The following is a 20556-nucleotide window of genomic DNA, read 5'->3' on the forward strand; positions in this document are numbered from 1 at the left end:
AACTTATACCGACGGCCGGAATAAATCGACAGCCGTCTGATATGTTGGTTGCATTACCAGGAACGTCGCTGTTTTCGTTTGCCTTTTACGCCCGTGCCTTAAGCTGCGGACGTGGCGAGGCCGCCAACGACGCGGAGCTGGGCAGCGGGCTTTGCGCGGATGCTGTCGGTGATCGAGCCAGCGATGCGGGACACGAACGCGGTCGTGCGATCGAGCACGACGTGACGCTGACGGTCGACGGTGACCATGTGATAGCTGTCATCCAGCACGACGAGGTCGACCGGTCCGGCCAGCTCGCGTTGCAGATAGGCCGCGTTGTCGAGCCCGGCATAGTCGTCCTCGCGGGCGTGCAGGATGAGAACGGGCTGCGAAATTCTGTTCAGCGACTTCATGACGACCTTGGCCAGACGCCGCCGCTCGAGCACCGCGCCGCCCGGGGTCGATACCGGGGCCACCTTGGAGCCTTCCGATGCCATGGCGTTGCGGATGAAATCGCGGATGCGCTGATCCTTGATGCCAACGTGGATCGGCACCGGGAAACGGAACAGGTTGGCGACCCACTTGCTGTCGATCAGGCGGAAAAGCGGCAAATACCAGGGAATCTGGCGCCCGCTGAGCCACAACGTCGGCGAATAGAGTGCAACCGCGTGGACCTTGTCGGGGTGGCGCTCGGCCAGCATCAGGCTCAGCACGGCGCCCGTCGACAAGCCGCCGACGATCACCGTCTCGCAGGTTGCGGAGAGCTCTTCCAAGCCCTTTTCGGCGCTCTCGTACCAATCCTGCCAGGTGGTGGCCATGAGATCGGCTTCGGTGCCGCCGTGGCCCGCCAGCTGGGGGCATAGGACCGTGTAGCCGTTCCGGGTCAAGCCATTGGCGACGAAGCGGATTTCACTGGGGGAACCGCACAGGCCGTGGATCAGCAGTACACCGACCCGCCCGCTCTTGCCTGCAAAACTCTTTTCGCTCTTCTGCATCTTACGCCCCAAATGATTTCCCGGCTCGATGGAGGGACGTTAGGGCCGCAAGAAAACACCCGCTGTTCCTGGGGATACAAAGCAATCCCGTTTGGTGACGCGCGGTTGAAAGTTTTAGGACTGCTGCGGTGGCGCTATGCTTTTTGCAGGTTGGCTCATCAAGGCCATTGACCTTGTCCCGCGCCCGGATTACACCAGCTTAGAATTATTCTAATTCAGATCAGGCGCTGCTGAACGGCTGTCGCCGGTCCATTGCATCCATAAGTTGGTGAGAGGGGACCCCCATGAAGGGTAAACGCGAAGTTATCGACATCCTGAACGAGGCGCTCAAGCTCGAGCTCGGCGCGGTCAACCAGTATTGGCTTCATTACCGGATGCTCGAAAACTGGGGCTTCACCAAGCTCGCCAAGAAGGAGCGGGCCGAGTCCATCGAAGAGATGCACCACGCCGACAAGCTCGTGACCCGCATCATCTTCCTCGAGGGGCTGCCGAACCTGCAGCACGTCGCTCCGCTGATGATCGGCGAGAACCTCACGGAAGTCCTCCAATGCGACCTCAAGGGCGAGAAGATCGCACACGAGACGTACATCCGCGGCCGCGACATCTGCAAAAACGCCAAGGACTATGTGACGATGGAGCTGTTCGAGGACCTGATCGAGGACGAGGAAGGCCATATCGACTTCATCGAAACGCAGCTCGATTTGATCGAGAAGATCGGCATCGCAAACTACGGCCAGCTGCAGGCCGAGGCCGCGAACGAGGTGGAAGGCCACTGAGGCCATTCCAACTTTAGGGGCCCTATTTCCGGGCGCCTTCTGAGTACAGGGAGCGGGGTTGCCTGGGGCGCGGCAACTCCGCTTTCTTTTCACTAATTTAATCCACGAAGTTCCGAGACTGCGGAACCTCTCCACCTGCCTGGCGTTGTCCCGGAAGGTGAAAGCTATGACAGAACGAGACCTTAACAAACATTCAGACGCTCATCCGCCCGCGGCCGTCCTGGTGGTGGATGACGATCCGATCCTGCGCTCGACTCTCGCCTTCGAGATCCGCGATGCCGGGTATCAGGTGCGAGAAGCCTCCAATACGGATGAAGCCGAGCAGATCCTCTCGGCCGGCGCGCCCATCGACGTGGTGGTCACGGATATCGAAATGCCCGGCCCACGCGACGGCTTGGCGCTGGCCAAATCGGTGCGGGCCTTCAGGCCTCACATCAAGGTCATCGTTGCGTCCGGCGCGATCCCGCTGACGGGAGTCGTCGGGGTGGCCGACGCGTTTTTCGGCAAACCGTACGATTTCTCGCGCATTCTCATGCGCATCCGATCTTTGCTGCACACGCCGCCGCGCGCGGCTGATCCGGCCTAAAATCACCTACCCTTTCGCGTCCAGTACGCGGCCGGCGACAGCGTCGAGCTTGCGCACGAGCGAGGCATCGCGCGCGTCAGGAGCGGTAATCAGCGCGACATCGAGGGCGCGGTCGGATCCGATCGGGCAGGCAGGATGCTCGCGCGGGAAGCTCCTCGCGAGGCTGGTGACGAGCCGCTGGGCCTTCTCGGTGTTGCTCTGCATCACGGCGATGATGGACGCCACGTCGACAGCGGCGTGCTCGTCGTGCCAGCAGTCGTAGTCAGTCACCATGGCGACGGTCGCGTAGCAGATCTCCGCCTCACGGGCGAGCTTGGCTTCCGGCATGTTGGTCATGCCGATGACGTCCATGCCCCAGCTGCGATAGAGATTGCTCTCGGCGCGCGTCGAGAACTGGGGGCCTTCCATCACCAGATAGGTGCCGCCGCGAGTGTAGGAGATCGCTTCGGCCTTGGCGGCGGCTTCGACCGCATCGACAAGCAACGGGCTCACGGGATCGGCGACCGAGACGTGGGCGACGAGGCCGGGGCCAAAGAAGCTCTTTTCGCGCGCGAAGGTGCGATCCACGAACTGGTCGACCAGCACGAAGTGGCCGGGCGCGAACTCCTCCTTCAGCGAGCCACAGGCCGAGATCGACACAAGATCGGTAACGCCGGCCCGCTTCAAAGCATCGATGTTCGCACGGAAGTTGATCGCGGACGGCGGCACGGGATGCCCGCGGCCGTGGCGAGGGAGAAAGCGGATCGGAAGGCCGCCGATTTCCGCGAACAGGATTTCGTCGGAAGGCGCGCCCCACGGGGTCATCACCTTCTCCCAGCGGGCGTTCTCCAAGCCCGGCAGATTGTAAAACCCGCTGCCGCCGATGATGCCCAGAACCGATGCGGTCATCCTGTCTCCCTTCCCCCATGGCGCTCCGAACCAATGTTCGAGGCGAAAACTCTTCGCTGTACGCATGCTGTCGTTACGCTTTTACGACAACCTCATGATCATGCCCAAAAAGAAAAGGCCCCGAGGATCGGGGCCTTTTCGTATGCGTCGCGCGTTGCTGCCGGCTTCCGGTCAATGGGGGATGCTGGCCCAGATGCGCTTCTTGCCGACATAGAGCAGCCCGGTCGTCACCACGAGATAGAGGAGGACGAGCCAGCCGAGGCTCTTGCGGGCGTTGAGGGAGGGATCGGCCGCCCAGGCGAGGAACGCCGATACGTCGCGGGCGTTCTGATCGAGAGAGCCGGTGCCATCCTGGTACTTGACGAAGTTGTCCTTGGCGAGCGGAGCGGGCATCGCGATCTGATGGCCCGGGAACGCCGCGTTGTAGGACATGCCGTCCGAGAGCTTCACATCGGCTGGCGCCTCGTGATAGCCGGTCAACAGCGCGTAAAGATAGTCGGCGCCGCCCTCCTGATAGCCAGTCGCGATATCGCGGAGCATGGAGAACGGATGCGCCCACCAGGTGCCCGTGTATTCCACGTTACGAGCCTTGGCGATCAACGACAGATCCGGCGGCAGCGCGCCGTTCTGGGCGGCGCGGGCCTCGTTGTCGTTCTTGAAGGCGCCGATCATCGGATCGAACAGCTTCGGCTCGCGCTCGAACATCTTGCCTTCGTCGTTCGGCCCGTCGACGATCTTGTTCGGCCACTCGTGGGCGAGCGCCTTCACGGCTTCTTCCGGAAACTCCGGTCCACCGGGCTCGACCAGGTTGCGGAAGCGCACGCGCTTCAGGCCGTGACAGGCGGAGCAGACATCCTTGTAGATCTGGAAGCCGCGCTGAAGCTGAGCAGTGTCGAACTGACCGGTGAAGCCGCCGAAGCTCCAGGTCTGGCGCTCGATGTGGACGTGACCTCCGGCAGCATTCGCGGCAGGCGCCAGAGCGGCACCGGCCAGAAGCGCAAGAGCGGCAAGGGAACCGTATTTCATGGCTCGCATCATCTGATTTCCTTCGCTCAGCGCGTCTCTGGGGCTGCGGCTGCGCCTTCCGGCGTTCCCGAGCCTCCGCGCAAGACGGAAGCGGATATGGATTTCGGAAGCTTGGTCGGCGTCTCGATGAGACCCAGCACCGGCATCACGATCAGGAAGTGCGCGAAGTAATAGGCCGTGAAGATCCGCGACCAGGTGACGTAGGCGCCTTCCGCCGGCTTGGCTCCGAGATAGCCCAGAGACACCGCCGAGATCACGAGCAGCCAGAAGAACCACTTATAAAGCGGGCGGTACTTGGCCGAGCGCACGCGGCTGGTATCGAGCCACGGCACGAAGATGAGAACCGCGATCGCCGAGAACATCGCGATGACGCCGCCGAGCTTCGAGGGGATCGCGCGCAGGATCGCGTAGAACGGCAGGAAGTACCATTCGGGCACGATGTGCGGCGGCGTGACCAGAGGGTTCGCCTCGATGTAGTTGTCGGCGTGACCGAGGTAGTCCGGCAAATAGAACACGAACCAGGCGAACAGAATGAGGAAGGCGAACAAGCCGACCGCATCCTTGGCGACTGCGAACGGGAACATCGGAACGGCATCGGACTTGGTCTTGATGTCGAGGCCGGTGGGATTGTTCTGGCCGGCCACGTGCAGCGCCCAGATGTGCAGCACCACGATCCCGAAGAGAACGAACGGCAGCAGGTAATGGAGCGCGAAGAAGCGGTTCAGCGTGGTGCCGGAAACGGAGTAGCCGCCCCACAGCCATTCGACGATCGCGGTGCCGACACCCGGAATGATCTCGTTCAGCGACGAGAACAAGTTGGTGATGACCGTGACGCCCCAGAAGCTCATCTGACCCCAGGGGAGCGCGTAACCCATGAACGCCGTCGCCATCATGATCAGGAAGATGATCACGCCCAGGATCCAAAGCACCTCGCGGGGGGCTTTGTAGGAACCGTAGTAGAGGCCGCGGAAGATATGGATGTAGACCGCGATGAAGAACATCGAGGCGCCGACGGCGTGGAAATTGCGCAGCAGCCAGCCGAAGTTCACGTCGCGGCGGATCGCTTCAACCGAATTGAACGCTTCATGCGCGCTCGGCTGATAGTGCATGGCCAGCACGATGCCGGTGACGATCTGCGCGACGAGGCAGAAGGTCAGGATGCCGCCGAAGGTCCAGAGATAGTTGAGATTGCGCGGTGTCGGAAAATCAACGAACTGACCGTGCATGAGACGGGCAACCGGAAGACGGTCATCCCACCATTTGGCGAAAGCCGACTTCGGCTCGTAGCTCGACGTATGCTCCATCGAAAGCAGCCCCTCTTAGCCGATCTTGATCTTGGTGTCGGAAACGAACTCGTAGGGCGGCACCTCGAGATTGCGCGGAGCGGGTCCCTTGCGGATACGGCCGGACGTATCGTAGTGCGAGCCGTGGCATGGGCAGAACCAGCCACCGAAGTCACCTTTCGTATCTGCCATCGCCTGTCCCTTGGGAATGCAGCCCAAGTGCGTGCAGATGCCGATCAGGATCAGCCAGTTATCCTTGCCCGACTTGATACGGTTGGTATCGAGGGCGGGCGTCGCTTCGGGCAGCAGATCGTTGCGGGCGGACTGATCAGGAAGATCAGCGAGCGGCACGGCCTCGGCGGCCTTGACCTCCTCGGGCGTGCGGTTGCGGATGAAGATCGGCTTGCCGCGCCACATGGCGGTAATGGCCTGACCTTCCTTTACCGGAGACAAATCGATCTCGACGGATGCCAAGGCCTGAGCGCCGGCGTCGGGATTCATTTGAGAGATGAAAGGCCACAACGTGACCGCTGCTCCCACCGCCGCAAATGCATTGCCGGCAATGATGAGAAAATCTCGGCGGTTTGGCTCTTCGACTTCACTGGCCACTTATAATCCCCTCCCAGTTTCGAGGATTTTCTAATCGCTCGTTATGTCACGCGAAGTGCTTGCTGAAGCACTAACCGAGGCACGCAAGTTGCGCAAGAACTGCGCAGTCCGTTTACGTCGCGAATCCAGATTTTCATCGCCCCCACGGCTCGGTGTTTCGCACCGATCACGCATCATGCATCGTTTGCCAACGTGCTCAAGACGGCTTAACTCGAACACGGCCGACCACACGAGCGCGCACGTTTCTTTCGACTAAGGTAAGATCGCAGAATGCGCCTTGTTCTTTATCAACCCGACATTCCGCAAAATACTGGAACCATTCTCCGACTTTCGGCGTGTCTGGGCGTTCCAATCGATCTAATCGGGCCTGCCGCTTTCGATTTCAGCGACCGTTCATTCCGGAGGGCTGGACTCGACTATTTGGATCACGTTCACATCAGCCGCCACGAAAGCTTCGACGCTTTTGATGCGGCGCGCGTTTCGCTTTCTCCAACGCCTCGCCTCGTGCTGCTCACCACACATGCGGCAGAATCGCACGTCGATTTCCGGTTTTGCGAAAGCGACCTCCTGCTACTTGGCCGCGAAAGCGCGGGGGTCCCGCAGTCGGTTCATGAGCGAGTCGATGCGCGCATCCGCATTCCGATGCGCGCGGGGCTGCGTTCACTGAACATCGCCGTCGCGGCGGCGATGGTGCTCGGAGAGGCGCTGAGGCAGACGGATGGGTATCCGAAAGAGTAGGCAGCGGGCAGCGGGCAGCGGGCAGCGGGCAGCGGGCAGCGGGCAGCGGGCAGCGGGCAGCGGGCAGCGGGCAGCGGGCAGCGGAAAGATAGTGAGATGCCGCTGCGGATCTAGCCCTTGTTCAGCATCAGCGTGAGACCGATCAGCGTCTCGCTGAAGAACTGGATCTCCACCATCTGCTTGGCATCCTTCACGATGATGTCCATGTTGGCCGACAGCGTCGAACCCTCGGTGCCTTTCACCGACACGCGGAAGCCGCGCGGCGTGACCTCGCCGTCGAGCACACCGTTCACATTGTACATCAGCTCGTTCCACTCACCCTGCAGCTTGCCCCCAGAGTGGCGAACGTTACCCTTGACCTCGATCTTGCCGCTGCCGGATGCGCAACGAATGGTCTGCTTCAGCGTGTTGCCGTCGCCCTCGATGAAATAGGTCGCGCGGCACTTCACGTCTTCGGTCTTGCCGTCCTTGAAGCGCAGGCGGCCAATGCCGCCCCACCAGCCATCGAGGCTCGCGAATGGGCCAACCGCTTGCGGAGCCGCGTCCACGGCGGGCGCGATCGTTGCGGCCAGCGTCATCGCCAATGCCGCTACAGCTACCCGCGCAGAGCTGCGCTTCGTCATCGCAATAACGAGGTTCATAGGCCCCTCTCGGTCGATCCGCTCGATTCCCACTGCTACCCAAGTTGCCGAGACGCCCCAGTCTTGCAACAGGCCGCGATCATGAAGCCGTTGATATCTGACGGCGTGTGTCAGCAAGGCCGCAGCGCGAATCAAAGGCTCGCGCGCCCGGAAGCCACGAGAATGCGAGCTCGAGCATGACTGCTCTTCTTCGAATTGCAATCCCGCTCTAGGTTTTTGATGAGACCGATGATTCACGCTTCGGACTGGTAAGGTCCGAAGCGATCATGGTCTAAACGTCATCCGCCATACGGTGCCGCCAGACGTGGGTCAGGCACCCGCGAAACGTCAGATCGTGGCCGCTCAGCTCAAAGGCCGAGCTTTTGCTTCAGGATCTCGTTGACGGCGGCGGGGTTGGCCTTGCCGCCGGTCGACTTCATCACCTGTCCGACGAACCAGCCGAGCATCGAGGGCTTGGCTTTCGCCTGCTCGACCTTGTCGGGGTTGGCAGCGATGATCTCGTCGACGGCCTTTTCGATGGCGCCGGTGTCGGTCACCTGCTTCATGCCGCGGCTTTCGACGATCTCGGCTGGATCGCCACCTTCGGTCCAGAGGATCTCGAACAAATCCTTGGCGATCTTGCCGGAGATGGTGCCGGCCGAAATGAGATCGACGAGGCCGCCGAGCTGCTTGGCGGAGAGCGGCGAATGCTCGATGTCGCGACCTTCCTTGTTGAGGCGGCCGAACAGCTCGTTGATGACCCAGTTGGCGGCCAACTTTCCATCCCGGCCCTTGGCGACGGCCTCGAAGTAATTCGCGTTCTCGCGCTCGGCGACGAGCACCGTCGCGTCGTAGGCCGAGAGGCTGTAATCCTTGACGAAGCGCGCGCGTTTCTCGTCGGGAAGCTCCGGCAGGTGCTGCTTCAGATCGTCGACGTAGGCCTGCGTGAATTCGAGCGGCAGAAGATCGGGATCGGGGAAGTAGCGATAGTCGTGCGCCTCTTCCTTCGAGCGCATGGAGCGCGTCTCGCCCTTCGCGGCGTCGAACAGGCGCGTCTCCTGATCGATGGTGCCGCCATCCTCGATGATGTCGATCTGGCGCCGCGCCTCGACCTCGACGGCCTGACCGATGAAGCGGATCGAGTTGACGTTCTTGATCTCACAGCGCGTGCCGAGCTTGTCGCCGGGTTTGCGTACGGAGACGTTCACGTCGGCGCGCAGGTTGCCCTTCTCCATGTCGCCGTCGCAGGTGCCGAGGTAGCGCAGGATCGTGCGCAGCTTCGTGACGTAGGCCTGGGCTTCCTTCGACGAACGCAGATCCGGCTTCGAGACGATCTCCATCAGCGCGACGCCCGAGCGATTGAGATCGACGAAGGAATAGTCCGGATGCTGGTCGTGGATCGACTTGCCGGCGTCCTGCTCCAGATGAAGGCGCTCGATGCCGACGCGCTTGGCTTCGCCGTCGACGTCGATCTCGATCTCGCCTTCGCCGATGATCGGCTGCTTGTACTGACTGATCTGGTAGCCCTGCGGCAGATCCGGATAGAAGTAGTTCTTACGGTCGAACACGCTCTTGAGGTTGACCGCCGCCTTGAGGCCGAGGCCGGTGCGGACCGCCTGGGCGATGCATTCCTCGTTGATGACCGGCAGCATGCCGGGCATGGCCGCATCGACGAGCGAGACATGGCTGTTCGGCTCGGCGCCGAATGCGGTCGAGGAACCGGAGAAAAGCTTCGAGTTGGAAGCCACCTGGGCATGGACTTCCATGCCGATCACGACTTCCCAATCGCCGGTCGCGCCCGCGATCAGGTTCGCCGACTTGGATTTTCCGCCGCTCTTTGCCGTTTCCTGCATTTCATGTCTCTCCACTGCGCCAGGTTACGGCGCGCGAAACCGATAGGCCAGCGCCGCCCAGACGAGGCCGAAGAAAAACTGAAGAATAAAGATCGCGGCCTCGCCGCCGACGGCGTGAATGCTGAAAACGCCGATCTGGCCGCCGATCCAATAGAGCAGAAAGCCCACCGCCGAGGCCGCGAAGGCCGCGATCGGGATCTTCTGCCACTGGTCGGCGCTCCGCCCCATCATCACGGCGACGGTGATAACGGCCGGATTGGCCAGCGCCAGCAGCACCAGCGTCATCGGATCGAAGGAGTTGATCGCGATCATTCTCTTGGACCGCCGCTGCTTGCTTCCTGCTGGCGAAGCTTCTCTTCCTCGTACTGAACGAACCAGCCGATCATGTTGCGCCATTGGGCGCCGACCATTTCGATCATCTCGGCAGGCAGGCCACGCTGGCGCGCCTGGACCTTCACTTTGTCGATCACCTGCTGAATGCGCCAGGGGACGTGCGCGTCGCCCGGGTTCTTCTTCAGCTGCCAGGCCCGCTCGACGTACGCAAAGCGCTCGGCGATGAGGTCAACGAGGGCCGCATCGATGCGATCGATCTCGGAGCGCACCTCCGTCATGTCGGCGCATTCCCAGGGACGCTTCGGATCCATCTTACTTGCCTCCCGGCTTTTTCTTGGCAGGGGCGGCGGCCGCCTTCTTGGCGTCGCCTGCCCACCATCGCTCGCCTACTGTGAAACGTCCGGCCGCATCCTCGATGGCTTGCGCGGTCTGGAAGAGCGTCGTCTCGTCGAACGGCTTGCCGATCAGCTGCAGGCCGAGGGGCGTGCCTTCCGACGACAGCCCGGCCGGAACGGACAAGCCCGGAAGGCCCGCCATGTTCACGGTGACGGTGAAGATGTCCTCGAGATACATGGCCAGCGGATCGCCGGTTTTCTCGCCGAACGCGAAGGCGGGCGAAGGCGTGGTCGGCGTCAGCACCACATCCACCTTGCTCCAGGCCTCGTCGAAGTCGCGCTTGATCAAGGTGCGGACCTTCTGTGCCTTGAGGTAATAGGCATCGTAGTAGCCGGCCGAAAGCACGTAGGTGCCGATCAGGATGCGTCGGCGCACTTCCTTACCGAAGCCGGCCGCGCGGGTGTTCTCGTAGGTGTCGATGACATCCTTGCCCGGAACGCGAAGACCGTAGCGCACACCGTCGTAGCGAGCGAGGTTGGAAGAGGCTTCTGCGGGTGCCACGATGTAATAAGCGGGCAGCGCGTACTTGGTGTGCGGCAGGCTGATTTCATGGATCGTCGCACCGGCGGCCTTGAGCCACTCGATGCCTTTGGTCCAGAGATCGTCGATCTCCTTCGACATCCCCTCGACGCGATATTCCTTCGGCACGCCGACACGGAGGCCTTTAATGCCTTTGCCGAGAGCGGCCTCGTAGTCGGGGACCGGCGCGTTGACGGAGGTCGTGTCCTTCGGATCATGCCCCGCCATGGCGCCGAGCATGATGGCCGCGTCGCGCACGGTCTTGGCAATCGGCCCAGCCTGATCGAGCGAGGACGCGAACGCGACGATACCCCAGCGCGAGCAGCGGCCGTAGGTCGGCTTGATGCCGACGGTGCCGGTCAGGGCCGCGGGCTGGCGGATCGAGCCGCCGGTGTCGGTCGCGGTGGCAGCAAGACAAAGGCCCGCGGCAACGGCCGCGGAAGAGCCGCCAGACGAGCCGCCCGGAACCAGCTTGTCGGTTTTGCCGTTGCGGCGCCACGGCGACACCACCGGTCCGAAGGCGCTAGTCTCGTTCGACGAGCCCATCGCGAACTCGTCGTTGTTGAGCTTGCCGAGCATGACGGCACCGGCGCTCCACAGGTTGGCGCCGACCGTCGATTCATAGGTGGGTTTGAAGTCGTCCAGGATCTTCGAGCAGGCCGTGGTGCGGATGCCGTCGGTGCAGAAGAGATCCTTGTTGCCGAGCGGCAGCCCCTCGAGCGGGCGTGCTTCGCCCTTCGCCAAGCGCGCGTCGGCTTCCTTGGCCTGCGCGAGCGCGTGTTCGGGTGTCACCAGAACATAGGCATTCAGCGCCTCATTCGACGCCTCGATGGTTTCGAGATGCGCCTTGGTCAGCTCGGTCGCCGAGAATGTCTTGGCCTTGAGGCCGTCGCGCGCTTCGGCCAACGTCAGGCGAGTGAGTTCGCTCACAGTCTAGTTCCCTTTCTTGCCGTCCTTAGCGTCGCAGCGCGTGAAAGTGTCGGGCTCGTCATCGTCGGAGTCGGACACGTCGAAGCTGTCCTCAGCCTCGTTCTTCGAAAAGACGTAGGTCTCGGGCGTGACCGACATGCCCTCGGAGCAGATCATCAGCGCGACCCACTGCTTGCCGGGCTCGTGCTCGAAGATCTTGGTGAACTCGCAGCCGCCTTCCCAATTGTGGAAGCCATCGGCGTCGAGCAGCTCGGGCGCGGTACCGACGTTCTTCGGGCCGCCTGCCTCAATCTTGCGCAGCTTCTCGCACTGGGCGACCGTCGCGTACTGGCCGGTGAGAAAAGTTGCGCGATCCTTGGCTGCGGCGACAATCGTCGACAGCGCAAGGGCGGTGGCAATCAGAATGGAGCGCATCAGACCTTCTCTTGCGGATCGCATCAGACCGGACGCCCCCTGTCAGCTTCCGCGCGCGCCTTGTTGATGTGGTAGCTGCGGCGGGAATAGTAGAGGCTGACGAGACCGAACAGGATCGAGAGCGGGGCGTTGACCTGCTCGGCCAGATCCCGGGCTTTCAAGAGGTAGGCAGGCGTATCGCTTACCGCCTGAGGGGAAAGCGAGCGGGCGCCGGTGCTGCCTTCCTCGCGCGGGACGGCAAGAACCAGGAGACCCGTCGCGATCAGTGCGACGGCCAGCAGTGCGAAAATCTTGGACATGTCCGTGCCTCCGATGGCCGCCCGTAGCGCGGCCTCACACTATTCGACGACCTTGGGGACGACAAAATAGTGATCGTCCACCACCGGTGCGTTCTTCACGATCGCATCGGCAATCTCGCCGTCCGTCACGCGGTCCTCGCGCTTCTTGAGCTCCTGGGCGACGACCCGCGTCATCGGCTCGACACTGGTCGTGTCGATTTCGTCCAACTGCTCGACCCAATTCAGGATTCCCGACAGCTCACCTTCGAGGCTCTTGGCCTCCTCGTCGGTTATCTTGATGCGCGCCAGGCGTGCGATGCGCCGGACGGTCTTTTCGTCAACCTGCATGGGGTCCGCTCAAATCATTAGGGTGCGTCGGCTGAAGCGCCGCGTGTTTCTCATAGCGGGCTCGCCCAGGCCGTGCAACTGCGGGACCGCCCCAGGCAGCTGGCTCGGCGGCAGCGCAGGCCCTTGATCCGGCAAGTTTCTTCCCGAAAGCGGTCAATGCTTTTTGCGGTACTGGGACAAAAAGGGCCCCAGCACATCGGAGAAATCGTCGGTCCACGGCTTCAGATGGGGCTCAGGCAGGTTGCGGGCGCCCAGCATCGTCTTGTAGGGGTCGATCGCCTCCCAGCTCTTAGCCAGCACGACGACCGTCGATCCGGTCACCTCATAGCCGTCATCCTCCGAATCTTCGACCACGAGGCCGTGCAGCCCCCCAACTGTCGGAAGGGTCGCAGCCAGGACCTGCTCGAGGTCCAGGTAGCGGTTCGAGATGTGGAGCACGGCCGCCCCCGTCGGTTTTATCTTCGACGCGTAAAGCCGGATCGCCTCGGCCGTCAGTAGGTGCATCGGAATCGCGTCGGAGGAGAACGCATCGACAATCAGAAGATCGTAGCGTTCGTCCTTCTCCTTGGCGAGCGTCAGCCGGGCGTCGCCGATGACGATATCCGCCTTGGGCTGGCAATTGGCGAGAAAGGTGAAGTTCTTCGACTGGGCGATCCCGACCATCACCGGGTCGATCTCGAAAAAGCGCCAGTCCTCGCCGGACGCAGAGTGGCAAGCGAGTGAGCCGGCGCCGAGACCGATCACGCCTGCCGACAGCTCTCGGCCCTGCATCGCGGCCAGGCGGCCGGCAATCCGGACGGCCGTCGCCATCGGTCCTCGCGGATGATAGTAGGTCGCGGGCGTGGTGCTGGCGATCGGGTTGCCGTAGACGTCGCGGATGCGTTGCGCGCCGTGCAGCGTGGTGCCGTGCTGAAGCACATTAAAGTGCCCATCGGCCGATTGGATTACGCGGTAGACACCGAAATAGCTGCGCTGTGCCTGGCCACGATGAACACCAGATGGGAGCAGCGTCACCGTCAGGTAGATGGCGACCGCCATCAACAGAACATGCGGCGGATGGCGCCACACGACGGCTGCCAGGATCGCGAAGGCCGCCGCAATCCCGGCGGTCGAGCCCCAGCCGCCGAACCCAATCTGATAGCGTGTTGCGACGTCCGGCCCCCAGGCGATCAATGCGCCGCCCACCACGATCAACACCCCAAACAGGGCGAGGGATTTGCGGCTCTCACGGGCCAGATTTAGGGCGCCCGGCCGGCAGGCGAAGCTCAATGCGAGCAGCAGCGGATACTCGAACACCTCGGAGAAGATCTTCGGCGCCACCAAGGCTGCGAACACCCCGCCCAGTACGCCGCCCACCGACATCCAAAGATAGAACTCGGTCAGGCGGGCTGCCGCGGGGCGCGCCTCGTAGAGCGTGCGATGGGCGACGAGCGTCGCTGTGACGAAGGCGGCAATGCCGAAGCTTGCGGAATAGAACCACGTCTCCTTTTCCGTCTGGGCGAGCTGCAGGAGAGCGAGGATCGTCGCTCCCGCGTGAAGCGGCAGCAGGATCGAGCGCGGAATCCACGCGCGTTCGCGAAACACAACGACGAACGTCATCAGGAACAGGGCGAGCGGGATCACCCAGATCAGCGGCGCGGACGCAACGTCGGTTGCCACATGGGTCGTGAAGGCGGTGAGCAGCGCGGACGGCACGAACGCAAGGCCGACCCATGCGAGACGGCGGCGCCAGCCGAATTCCACCCCCGACGCCAACGCCGTGTTGCTGCTCTCACTTGTAACCGCCGCTCCAGATACCGCCGCGGCTTTCCGCATCACCACGAAGCAGGTCGCAAGCGCGAGGACGAGACCGGCAAACCCGAACGTCCAGAACGTCGCCAGGGTTTTCAAGCCGACGGCCGGCTCGAAGACGAACGGATACCCGAGCAACGCCAAAAGGCTACCGAGGTTCGAGGCCGCATAGAGGAAGTAGGGATCGGCGCTGTCGCTGTTGCCGGTTTTTGCGTACCAGGCCTGAAGCAGCGGTGCATTGGCCGATATCGCAACGAAAGGAAGCCCGATCGCGACCGCAAACAATCCGAGCTGCCAGACATAGGCGTCGCCGGGTGGCGGCTCGGACCATCCGGCCGGAATGGCGATGGGAAGGGCGGCGAACGCGAACAGCGAGAGCGCGAGATGCACGAACCCCGAAGACGCAGCTGGAACGCCGCGTACCAGCAGATGCGCATACAGGTAGCCAACCAGAAGCGCGCCTTGGAAAAACAGCAGCGCAACGGCCCATACCGATGGCGCGCCGCCCAGCAGCGGCAGAACCATCTTGGCAAACAGCGGCTGGACGGAAAACAGCAGGAAGGCGGACAGGAATGTCGTCGCCGTAAACAACCAGCGTGTGGCGGAAAATGCCTGATCGCCCGAGCCAGGATCGGCGATCTCGGAGCGAGGCGCGTTCTGATCGGCAGTGGCCTGGGTCTCAAAAGGTCTCGTCACTTTTCCCCCGTGCCTGGCCCGGCTCGCAAGGACAGAAAAAACTCGGCCGGATCTCGTTGTCGCGCGGACCATAAACGGGAAGGCGGCCCCTGTCAGTGGACATCGGCCGAAGCGCCTTTCCTTAGGGATACGTTGGCGTTAATCCATCCCTCCACAACCCTTTCGTTCGCATGCGCTCGGAAATGGCTATAAGTAGGCCCATGATACATCCCGGAACTCATCCATGACCTCCGACGGCCAAGCCGTTCAAAGAGGCGTTACCCTCAGCGATATCGAGGCGTTCAAAGAACTCATCGTGCCCGGACGCCTGATCGCGATCGACGCCGGCACCAAGACGCTCGGACTCGCGCTCAGCGACGTCACGCGCACCATCGGTTCAGCGCTCGAAACGATCAGACGCACGAAGTTCAGCCTGGACGCCAAGCGCCTCCTGGAGATCGCTGCGGAGCATTCGATAGCCGGGTTCGTGCTGGGCTTTCCCGTCAACCTCGACGGTAGCGAAGGCCCCCGCGCGCAAGCCACACGCGCCTTCGCACGCAATCTGAACGCTCTCAGCCCGTTGCCAATTCTGCTGTGGGACGAACGCCTGACGACGGCCGAAGCCGAGCGGATGCTGATCGAAGCGGACGCCAGCCGGAAACGTCGCGCCGACGTCATTGACAAGCTGGCAGCGACGCTGATCCTGCAAGGCGCGCTCGACAGAATGCGCGTTCTGCCGCGCTGATCGCGCACGCCGTCGCCGCCGCAAAAGTCGGTTCATCTCCCGTTGGTCAAACTCGGGTCGTATGCGTGCCGTATTGGTTGCGCACACTGCGAGCGAACCTTGCTCTCGCCAACCCAGCGGGGGCACGTTGCGGCTGGATGAGCACCGATGCGCTGCAAAGCCAAGCATCCGGATCCTTCTCTCGGCGCCCCTTTCGAAGGCGCGCAGGCGGACATCGAGACGCTACTCAGCCGCTTCGACCCTACTCTTCGTTCACGCGTCCGCCGCCTCGTGCGCTCATCGCCACGCCTCGCGGATCTCGCCATCGTGTTTCCGGGGGCGCTGCATACGCTTGCCAGCCTGCGCGGTTCGCCAAAGCGCCGACAGAAAGCGCTCACTCTGATCGCCGAAGGAGCCGCGCTGCGCGACGTCGCCGCGACGCTCGACCTGCCGATGTGGCTCAGACGACTGCCGCCCGAAGCCTTCGCAGGCTGGCACGGGGCGCTGCCGAGATCCGACACGTTCGCCAGGCGCATTACCAACCATCTTCCAACGGCGGCTGAAGACAGTGCGTTCTGGTTGCGATCGGTCGCATTCGGAGTGCAAGCCTGCGATGACTATTTCGCGCTCTGGCTCGCCCAGCAGGCCGTCTTCATGGAGCCGGGAGATCCAGAGCGGCTGTTCGGCCTCCTCGCGGCGTACGCTTGGTTTTCCAATGCCGCGCCCTCCCCTGCCCGCGATCTCATCGTGATGCCCTGGCGGCCGGTGATGGCGCTCGACACCGCCGTGTGCGCGGCCAAAAGCTGGTTGAACCGGTTGCGCCTCGTGGTTCAGCTCAAGGAGGGCGTGCTCGCAGATCCCTGGCTGCTGCCCGGCGAAGCGCGCGGCTTCACGTTCCGGCCTTTGCTCGACGAAAAGGCAATCCTGGCTGAAGCACATGCAATGCAGAATTGTGCCGACCAGTACGCCGACCGTCTGGCCCGCGACAAATGTCGCATATTTTCGATCCTTAGGCGGGGTGTCCGTGTTGCGACTCTCGAGATCGGACCCCATCCACGCGAAGCCGGCGTGCTCGCAATTTCGCAGCTCAAAGCCCGTCATAATTTGCCGGCCGGTGTTGAAATCTGGCAGGCAGCACATACATGGATTGGTCAGCAGACTGAACTCAAACGTTCGAGTACTGGTCTGCTTCCTGAACGCTCACTTGATACAGATACTTGGACCGCATTGTTGGCGCCATATCGGAAGGCAGCCAACGGTGCATCTTGGATGCCGGAATTGGCTAGCAAGGATACCTTTTTGCTGATTGAAGACGGCATAGCGGAACTGGCGAGGCGGGCAGGAATTACGTCGTGGCTGTTTACTTGACGGAATTGACCGTAACAGCGCCGTTTGGGTGATACCCGCTCGGCGTGCGTGACCACTCGTCACGCAGACAAATCCGGCAAACAATAGTTCTCGTGTGCGCGTTGATCTAAAGGGTTGCCCATGTCGGGATGGGTCCATGTTCAATTCATAATCACAGGGACAAGACGTTCCCTGATTTTTCGAACTACTCATTACGATTTTTTCAGGAGCATATTCAGGTTTGCGCGTTTCCAAGAACGTCTGACGTACACGGTGAGACCTGCTTTTCGCAGGGTGTTCGGCAACAGGGGGTTTCCCCGAGCGCGTCTTGGGAGGGTCGCATCCCAGCAAGAGGACTCGATACAATATGAAACATGATGCTGGTGACGACCGGATGTCGTCGGCTCTTCACTTGCTGCACCGGGCCGGGCAGTGTGCAGATGAAATGTTTGCCGTGAGCGTTGGCGAAGTGGGGCTTACGCCGCGTCAGTTCGCGGTCATGGCTGCCATCGCCAACAGCGAGGAACCCAGCCAGACCACATTGGTCGAACTGACGGGCATCGATCGCTCGACGATGGCCGACATCGTAAGGCGCTTGACCTCGCGCGGGCTCGTTCAACGTCGCCGCACACGCCGGGATGCACGCCGCTACGCGGTACGCCTCACGGACAAGGGTGAGAACGCGCTGCGTCTTGCCGAACCGGCTGCCCGCACGACCGACGAGCAGTTGCTCGCCGCGCTCGCGCCGACGCAGCGGGATGCGTTCCTGCGGTCGTTGTCGCGTATCGTCCTTGCCGTCGAACCGCAGACGACATCTCGCGGCTCACGCTGATTGGTATTGCCTACCCGTGCGCGGTATCGTCGGGACCCGCGCACGAAGCAAGCAAGCCAAGTCCGGAGCGCTGCCCTCGATTGGGGTGGCGCCATCCTGAGCGAAGTGCCGCCGATCGGCTCATCCCGCTCCTCTCTCGCCATCCTCGCCTGTCACAAAGACAGACCTTGTCGGAAGACAGGCCTTGCCGGACAAGCCGGCTGATCGGGCGGCGTACAGCGTCGCCGGCTCGCATTCTATTGTCCCTGCCCTCGGGGTCGAGGATATCTCCTCGGTTGCCGTAACCCGCAACTGCCACTAGCCTTGTGCTCAAGCTCACACACGGGACGGCTTCGGGGTCGCGGCACAGATGCATCGGATCAGCAGTGTCTTCTACTTTGGCGGCGCGCTCGTCGCCGGCTCGCTGATTGCGGCCCCGATGGCGGCCGCGGACACGTTCACGCTCACACCGGAACCGCTTTCCACATTCGAAGCCATCGCGGCGTATCTGCTGCCGGCGGCCGTCGGCTATCTGCTCGGATCGATCCCGTTCGGGCTGCTGCTGACGCGTCTTTCAGGCCTCGGAGACATCCGCTCCATCGGATCCGGAAATATCGGAGCGACCAACGTTCTGCGTACGGGGCACAAGGGGCTTGCCGCGCTCACCCTGTTGCTCGATGCGCTCAAAGGAACGCTCGCGGTGATCCTCGGATATCGGATCGGCGCGCACTTCGGGCTTGCGACAGACGGTAGCCTGATCGCCGGGCTCGCGGCCTTCCTCGGCCACATCTTCCCGGCTTGGCTCGGCTTCAAGGGCGGCAAAGGCGTTGCGACCTACATCGGCGTCGTCGGCGGCCTGATCTGGCCCGGCGCCTTGATCTTCTGCGGGCTCTGGCTCGCAACTGCCGTCACCACGCGCTACTCGTCGCTTTCCGCTCTCATCGCCAGCGTAGCGACGCCCGCTATCCTGTTCGCACTCGGATATCTCCCCGAAGCTCTGCTCGCTCTTCTCATGACCCTGCTGCTGCTCTGGAAACACGAGGCAAACATCCGCCGCCTCCTGAAGGGCGAGGAGCCCAAGATCGGTGCCAAAGCGTGACCTCTTCGCTGCTGCACCGGCTCCCGTCGTCGCGCTCGATGACGAGGAGCGCCTCGCCTGCCTGCGCCTGACCCGATCGAGCCAGATCGGTCCCGTTACCTTCCGTGAGCTCATCGCGCATTTTGGATCGGGGCGCGCGGCACTCGCTGCAGTTCCGGCGCTGTCGCGGCGCACGGGTCGCTCCATCCGGCTGTGCCCGGCGGAAGACGCCGAAGCCGAGCTTCGTGCCGCCGACAGGATGGGGGCGCGCCCGGTATTTTCCATCGAGCCCGGTTATCCATCCGCCCTGGCCGCGATCGATGCGCCGCCACCGCTGGTCTACATCAAGGGACGCGCCGAATTGCTCGCGGGCCCCTGCATCGCCGTCGTCGGTTCGCGCCATGCCTCGGCTGCCGGCATGAAGGTCTCGCGCCTCTTTGCTCGCGGGCTGGCGTCGAACGGGTTCGTCATCGTTTCAGGGCTTGCGCGCGGGATCGATGCGGCAGCTCATGATGCGAGCCTCGACAAAGGCACCGTCGCGGTGCTCGCGGGAGGCGTGGATGTCATCTATCCGCCGGAGCACGACCGTCTGCAGGCGCGGATTGGCGAGGATGGCTGTCTCATCACCGAACAGCCTCCCGGCTTCGTTCCGCGCGCCAAGGACTTCCCGCGGCGCAATCGCCTGATCTCGGGCTTGTCGCTCGGCGTCATCGTCGTCGAGGCGGCGCGGAGATCGGGAACGCTGGTTACAGCGCGCTTCGCCGGGGAACAGGGTCGCGAAGTCTTTGCGGTGCCCGGGCACCCGCTGGATCCGCGGGCCGAAGGCACCAATCAGCTCCTGAAATCCGGCGCAACCATCGCAACGGAGCCGCAGGACGTTCTCGAGGCACTGGCGCCTCAGCTCGCGCAGCGGGGGGTGGGACTGACAGAGGCTGCCTCTTCGGGCGCCCCGTTCGAGATCTCGCGAGCTTGGGTGGGAGCCGGACAAACTTCGGAGAAAGCTTGCGGAGGCCCCGAGGCCGAGGGGCCTTTCGCATTTCGAGCGGAACCGGGCGAAGGGGAGCGCAACCGGGTGCTTGCAGCCCTCGGCCCCCATCCGATCGACATCGACGAAATCGTGCGCGTGACCGAACTGAACGCGCGGGTGGTGCGTGTGCTTCTTATGGAATTGGATCTTGCAGGAGAAATTGCGCGGCACGGATCGCAACTCGTCTCGCGCTCCGTTCAACAATAGTTACATAACATCCTTGGCGCGCAACTTCGCTTCGGCGTGGGCTAATTCAAGAATTCCCGCAAGTGTAACCAGCCTATTCGTGTGCGCCATTTGCTTAAGTTCAACGATGAGATCGGCCATATACTCGATCTGCTCGCCTCTCGACCTCGCGACTGCGATGTCCTGTTTGCTTTTTAGACCCTCATTATTGTGCAATGGCGCCATCTCCTTCTGGTCGTTCTCTTGAGATAGTGATATGACGGCCTTGACTTATCTTAAATTAACCTCAATCAGATTCAGTTGCAATTCAATAATTGTTGCTACTCAAGGTTGTCACTAGCTAGAA

The 20556-nt window shown here is 62.5% G+C and carries 22 protein-coding genes; 8 read left to right on the forward strand and 14 right to left on the reverse strand.

Going from position 1 to position 20556, the window contains the following annotated elements:
- Positions 1-98: 98 nt before the first annotated feature.
- Positions 99-974: an alpha/beta fold hydrolase gene (locus tag RCO24_RS03330; protein WP_308959978.1), complete on the reverse strand. Its 876-nt coding sequence runs from the start codon at positions 972-974 to the stop codon at positions 99-101.
- A 284-nt stretch (positions 975-1258) separates the two neighbouring features.
- Here RCO24_RS03330 and bfr point away from each other — a divergent pair, with 284 nt between their 5' ends.
- Together bfr and RCO24_RS03340 are read left to right on the forward strand one after the other, a co-directional pair.
- Positions 1259-1750 carry a bacterioferritin gene (gene bfr, locus RCO24_RS03335; RefSeq protein ID WP_308959979.1) on the forward strand — a complete coding sequence of 164 codons (492 nt, stop codon included), beginning with the start codon at positions 1259-1261 and terminating at the stop codon, positions 1748-1750.
- A 166-nt stretch (positions 1751-1916) separates the two neighbouring features.
- On the forward strand, positions 1917-2336 hold the full coding sequence (locus RCO24_RS03340; RefSeq protein ID WP_308959980.1) for a response regulator: 420 nt from the start codon (positions 1917-1919) through the stop codon (positions 2334-2336).
- Between the two features lie 6 nt (positions 2337-2342).
- On the opposite strand, the gene RCO24_RS03345 is transcribed toward RCO24_RS03340, so the two are convergent.
- The 4 genes from RCO24_RS03345 to petA form a co-directional block, all read right to left on the reverse strand.
- A complete protein-coding gene (locus tag RCO24_RS03345; RefSeq protein ID WP_308959981.1) occupies positions 2343-3224 on the reverse strand; it encodes an S-methyl-5'-thioadenosine phosphorylase in 882 nt (293 codons plus the stop codon).
- A 171-nt stretch (positions 3225-3395) separates the two neighbouring features.
- Positions 3396-4250, reverse strand: coding sequence for a cytochrome c1 (locus tag RCO24_RS03350; protein WP_308959982.1), 855 nt, complete (start codon positions 4248-4250; stop codon positions 3396-3398).
- Positions 4251-4276: 26 nt separating this feature from the next.
- Positions 4277-5554: a cytochrome b N-terminal domain-containing protein gene (locus RCO24_RS03355; protein WP_308959983.1), complete on the reverse strand. Its 1278-nt coding sequence runs from the start codon at positions 5552-5554 to the stop codon at positions 4277-4279.
- Between the two features lie 15 nt (positions 5555-5569).
- Positions 5570-6142 carry a ubiquinol-cytochrome c reductase iron-sulfur subunit gene (gene petA / locus RCO24_RS03360; RefSeq protein WP_308959984.1) on the reverse strand — a complete coding sequence of 191 codons (573 nt, stop codon included), beginning with the start codon at positions 6140-6142 and terminating at the stop codon, positions 5570-5572.
- 270 nt (positions 6143-6412) lie between these two features.
- Between petA and RCO24_RS03365 the strand changes: the two genes are divergently transcribed.
- Positions 6413-6880, forward strand: coding sequence for a tRNA (cytidine(34)-2'-O)-methyltransferase (locus RCO24_RS03365; protein WP_308959985.1), 468 nt, complete (start codon positions 6413-6415; stop codon positions 6878-6880).
- Positions 6881-6990: 110 nt separating this feature from the next.
- On the opposite strand, the gene RCO24_RS03370 is transcribed toward RCO24_RS03365, so the two are convergent.
- The 9 genes from RCO24_RS03370 to RCO24_RS03410 form a co-directional block, all read right to left on the reverse strand.
- Entirely contained in the window at positions 6991-7521 is a 531-nt protein-coding gene (locus tag RCO24_RS03370; RefSeq protein WP_308959986.1) for a hypothetical protein, read from the reverse strand.
- A 347-nt stretch (positions 7522-7868) separates the two neighbouring features.
- A complete protein-coding gene (gatB, locus tag RCO24_RS03375) occupies positions 7869-9353 on the reverse strand; it encodes an Asp-tRNA(Asn)/Glu-tRNA(Gln) amidotransferase subunit GatB (RefSeq protein ID WP_308959987.1) in 1485 nt (494 codons plus the stop codon).
- 24 nt (positions 9354-9377) lie between these two features.
- Positions 9378-9665 carry a hypothetical protein gene (locus tag RCO24_RS03380; RefSeq protein ID WP_308959988.1) on the reverse strand — a complete coding sequence of 96 codons (288 nt, stop codon included), beginning with the start codon at positions 9663-9665 and terminating at the stop codon, positions 9378-9380.
- Complete coding sequence (locus RCO24_RS03385; RefSeq protein WP_308959989.1) at positions 9662-9997, reverse strand: chorismate mutase; 336 nt, start codon at positions 9995-9997, stop codon at positions 9662-9664. The genes RCO24_RS03380 and RCO24_RS03385 overlap by 4 nt, the downstream gene beginning before the upstream one ends.
- Position 9998: 1 nt before the next feature.
- Positions 9999-11531: an Asp-tRNA(Asn)/Glu-tRNA(Gln) amidotransferase subunit GatA gene (gene gatA / locus RCO24_RS03390; RefSeq protein WP_308959990.1), complete on the reverse strand. Its 1533-nt coding sequence runs from the start codon at positions 11529-11531 to the stop codon at positions 9999-10001.
- 3 nt (positions 11532-11534) lie between these two features.
- Complete coding sequence (locus RCO24_RS03395; protein WP_308959991.1) at positions 11535-11945, reverse strand: hypothetical protein; 411 nt, start codon at positions 11943-11945, stop codon at positions 11535-11537.
- A 23-nt stretch (positions 11946-11968) separates the two neighbouring features.
- A complete protein-coding gene (locus RCO24_RS03400) occupies positions 11969-12244 on the reverse strand; it encodes a hypothetical protein (RefSeq protein WP_308959992.1) in 276 nt (91 codons plus the stop codon).
- Positions 12245-12283: 39 nt separating this feature from the next.
- Positions 12284-12571: an Asp-tRNA(Asn)/Glu-tRNA(Gln) amidotransferase subunit GatC gene (gene gatC, locus RCO24_RS03405; RefSeq protein ID WP_308959993.1), complete on the reverse strand. Its 288-nt coding sequence runs from the start codon at positions 12569-12571 to the stop codon at positions 12284-12286.
- A 153-nt stretch (positions 12572-12724) separates the two neighbouring features.
- Positions 12725-15058: a fused MFS/spermidine synthase gene (locus RCO24_RS03410; RefSeq protein WP_308959994.1), complete on the reverse strand. Its 2334-nt coding sequence runs from the start codon at positions 15056-15058 to the stop codon at positions 12725-12727.
- Positions 15059-15281: 223 nt separating this feature from the next.
- Between RCO24_RS03410 and ruvX the strand changes: the two genes are divergently transcribed.
- From ruvX to dprA, 5 genes are all read left to right on the forward strand, one after another.
- A complete protein-coding gene (ruvX, locus tag RCO24_RS03415) occupies positions 15282-15782 on the forward strand; it encodes a Holliday junction resolvase RuvX (protein ID WP_308959995.1) in 501 nt (166 codons plus the stop codon).
- A gap of 147 nt (positions 15783-15929) precedes the next feature.
- Complete coding sequence (locus RCO24_RS03420; protein ID WP_308959996.1) at positions 15930-17129, forward strand: hypothetical protein; 1200 nt, start codon at positions 15930-15932, stop codon at positions 17127-17129.
- Positions 17130-17475: 346 nt separating this feature from the next.
- On the forward strand, positions 17476-17940 hold the full coding sequence (locus tag RCO24_RS03425) for a MarR family winged helix-turn-helix transcriptional regulator (protein ID WP_308959997.1): 465 nt from the start codon (positions 17476-17478) through the stop codon (positions 17938-17940).
- 418 nt (positions 17941-18358) lie between these two features.
- Positions 18359-19018 (forward strand): glycerol-3-phosphate 1-O-acyltransferase PlsY, encoded by a 660-nt coding sequence (gene plsY, locus RCO24_RS03430; RefSeq protein WP_308960888.1) that lies wholly within the window; start codon positions 18359-18361, stop codon positions 19016-19018.
- Positions 19005-20231: a DNA-processing protein DprA gene (gene dprA, locus RCO24_RS03435; RefSeq protein ID WP_308959998.1), complete on the forward strand. Its 1227-nt coding sequence runs from the start codon at positions 19005-19007 to the stop codon at positions 20229-20231. The genes plsY and dprA overlap by 14 nt, the downstream gene beginning before the upstream one ends.
- Positions 20232-20556: the final 325 nt, after the last annotated feature.

It is taken from the genome of Hyphomicrobium sp. LHD-15 (assembly GCF_031157355.1).
In the GTDB taxonomy this organism is placed as follows: Bacteria; Pseudomonadota; Alphaproteobacteria; order Rhizobiales; family Hyphomicrobiaceae; genus Hyphomicrobium_C.

Bases quoted from the DNA above. Each gene is read 5' to 3' on its own strand.
- RCO24_RS03330 (WP_308959978.1), bottom strand. From the start codon at position 974: ATGCAGAAGAGCGAAAAGAGTTTTGCAGGCAAGAGCGGGCGGGTCGGT.
- bfr (WP_308959979.1), top strand. From the start codon at position 1,259: ATGAAGGGTAAACGCGAAGTTATCGACATCCTGAACGAGGCGCTCAAG.
- RCO24_RS03340 (WP_308959980.1), top strand. From the start codon at position 1,917: ATGACAGAACGAGACCTTAACAAACATTCAGACGCTCATCCGCCCGCG.
- RCO24_RS03345 (WP_308959981.1), bottom strand. From the start codon at position 3,224: ATGACCGCATCGGTTCTGGGCATCATCGGCGGCAGCGGGTTTTACAAT.
- RCO24_RS03350 (WP_308959982.1), bottom strand. From the start codon at position 4,250: ATGAAATACGGTTCCCTTGCCGCTCTTGCGCTTCTGGCCGGTGCCGCT.
- RCO24_RS03355 (WP_308959983.1), bottom strand. From the start codon at position 5,554: ATGGAGCATACGTCGAGCTACGAGCCGAAGTCGGCTTTCGCCAAATGG.
- RCO24_RS03365 (WP_308959985.1), top strand. From the start codon at position 6,413: ATGCGCCTTGTTCTTTATCAACCCGACATTCCGCAAAATACTGGAACC.
- RCO24_RS03370 (WP_308959986.1), bottom strand. From the start codon at position 7,521: ATGAACCTCGTTATTGCGATGACGAAGCGCAGCTCTGCGCGGGTAGCT.
- gatB (WP_308959987.1), bottom strand. From the start codon at position 9,353: ATGCAGGAAACGGCAAAGAGCGGCGGAAAATCCAAGTCGGCGAACCTG.
- RCO24_RS03380 (WP_308959988.1), bottom strand. From the start codon at position 9,665: ATGATCGCGATCAACTCCTTCGATCCGATGACGCTGGTGCTGCTGGCG.
- RCO24_RS03385 (WP_308959989.1), bottom strand. From the start codon at position 9,997: ATGGATCCGAAGCGTCCCTGGGAATGCGCCGACATGACGGAGGTGCGC.
- RCO24_RS03395 (WP_308959991.1), bottom strand. From the start codon at position 11,945: ATGCGCTCCATTCTGATTGCCACCGCCCTTGCGCTGTCGACGATTGTC.
- RCO24_RS03400 (WP_308959992.1), bottom strand. From the start codon at position 12,244: ATGTCCAAGATTTTCGCACTGCTGGCCGTCGCACTGATCGCGACGGGT.
- gatC (WP_308959993.1), bottom strand. From the start codon at position 12,571: ATGCAGGTTGACGAAAAGACCGTCCGGCGCATCGCACGCCTGGCGCGC.
- ruvX (WP_308959995.1), top strand. From the start codon at position 15,282: ATGACCTCCGACGGCCAAGCCGTTCAAAGAGGCGTTACCCTCAGCGAT.
- RCO24_RS03420 (WP_308959996.1), top strand. From the start codon at position 15,930: ATGCGCTGCAAAGCCAAGCATCCGGATCCTTCTCTCGGCGCCCCTTTC.
- RCO24_RS03425 (WP_308959997.1), top strand. From the start codon at position 17,476: ATGAAACATGATGCTGGTGACGACCGGATGTCGTCGGCTCTTCACTTG.
- plsY (WP_308960888.1), top strand. From the start codon at position 18,359: ATGGCGGCCGCGGACACGTTCACGCTCACACCGGAACCGCTTTCCACA.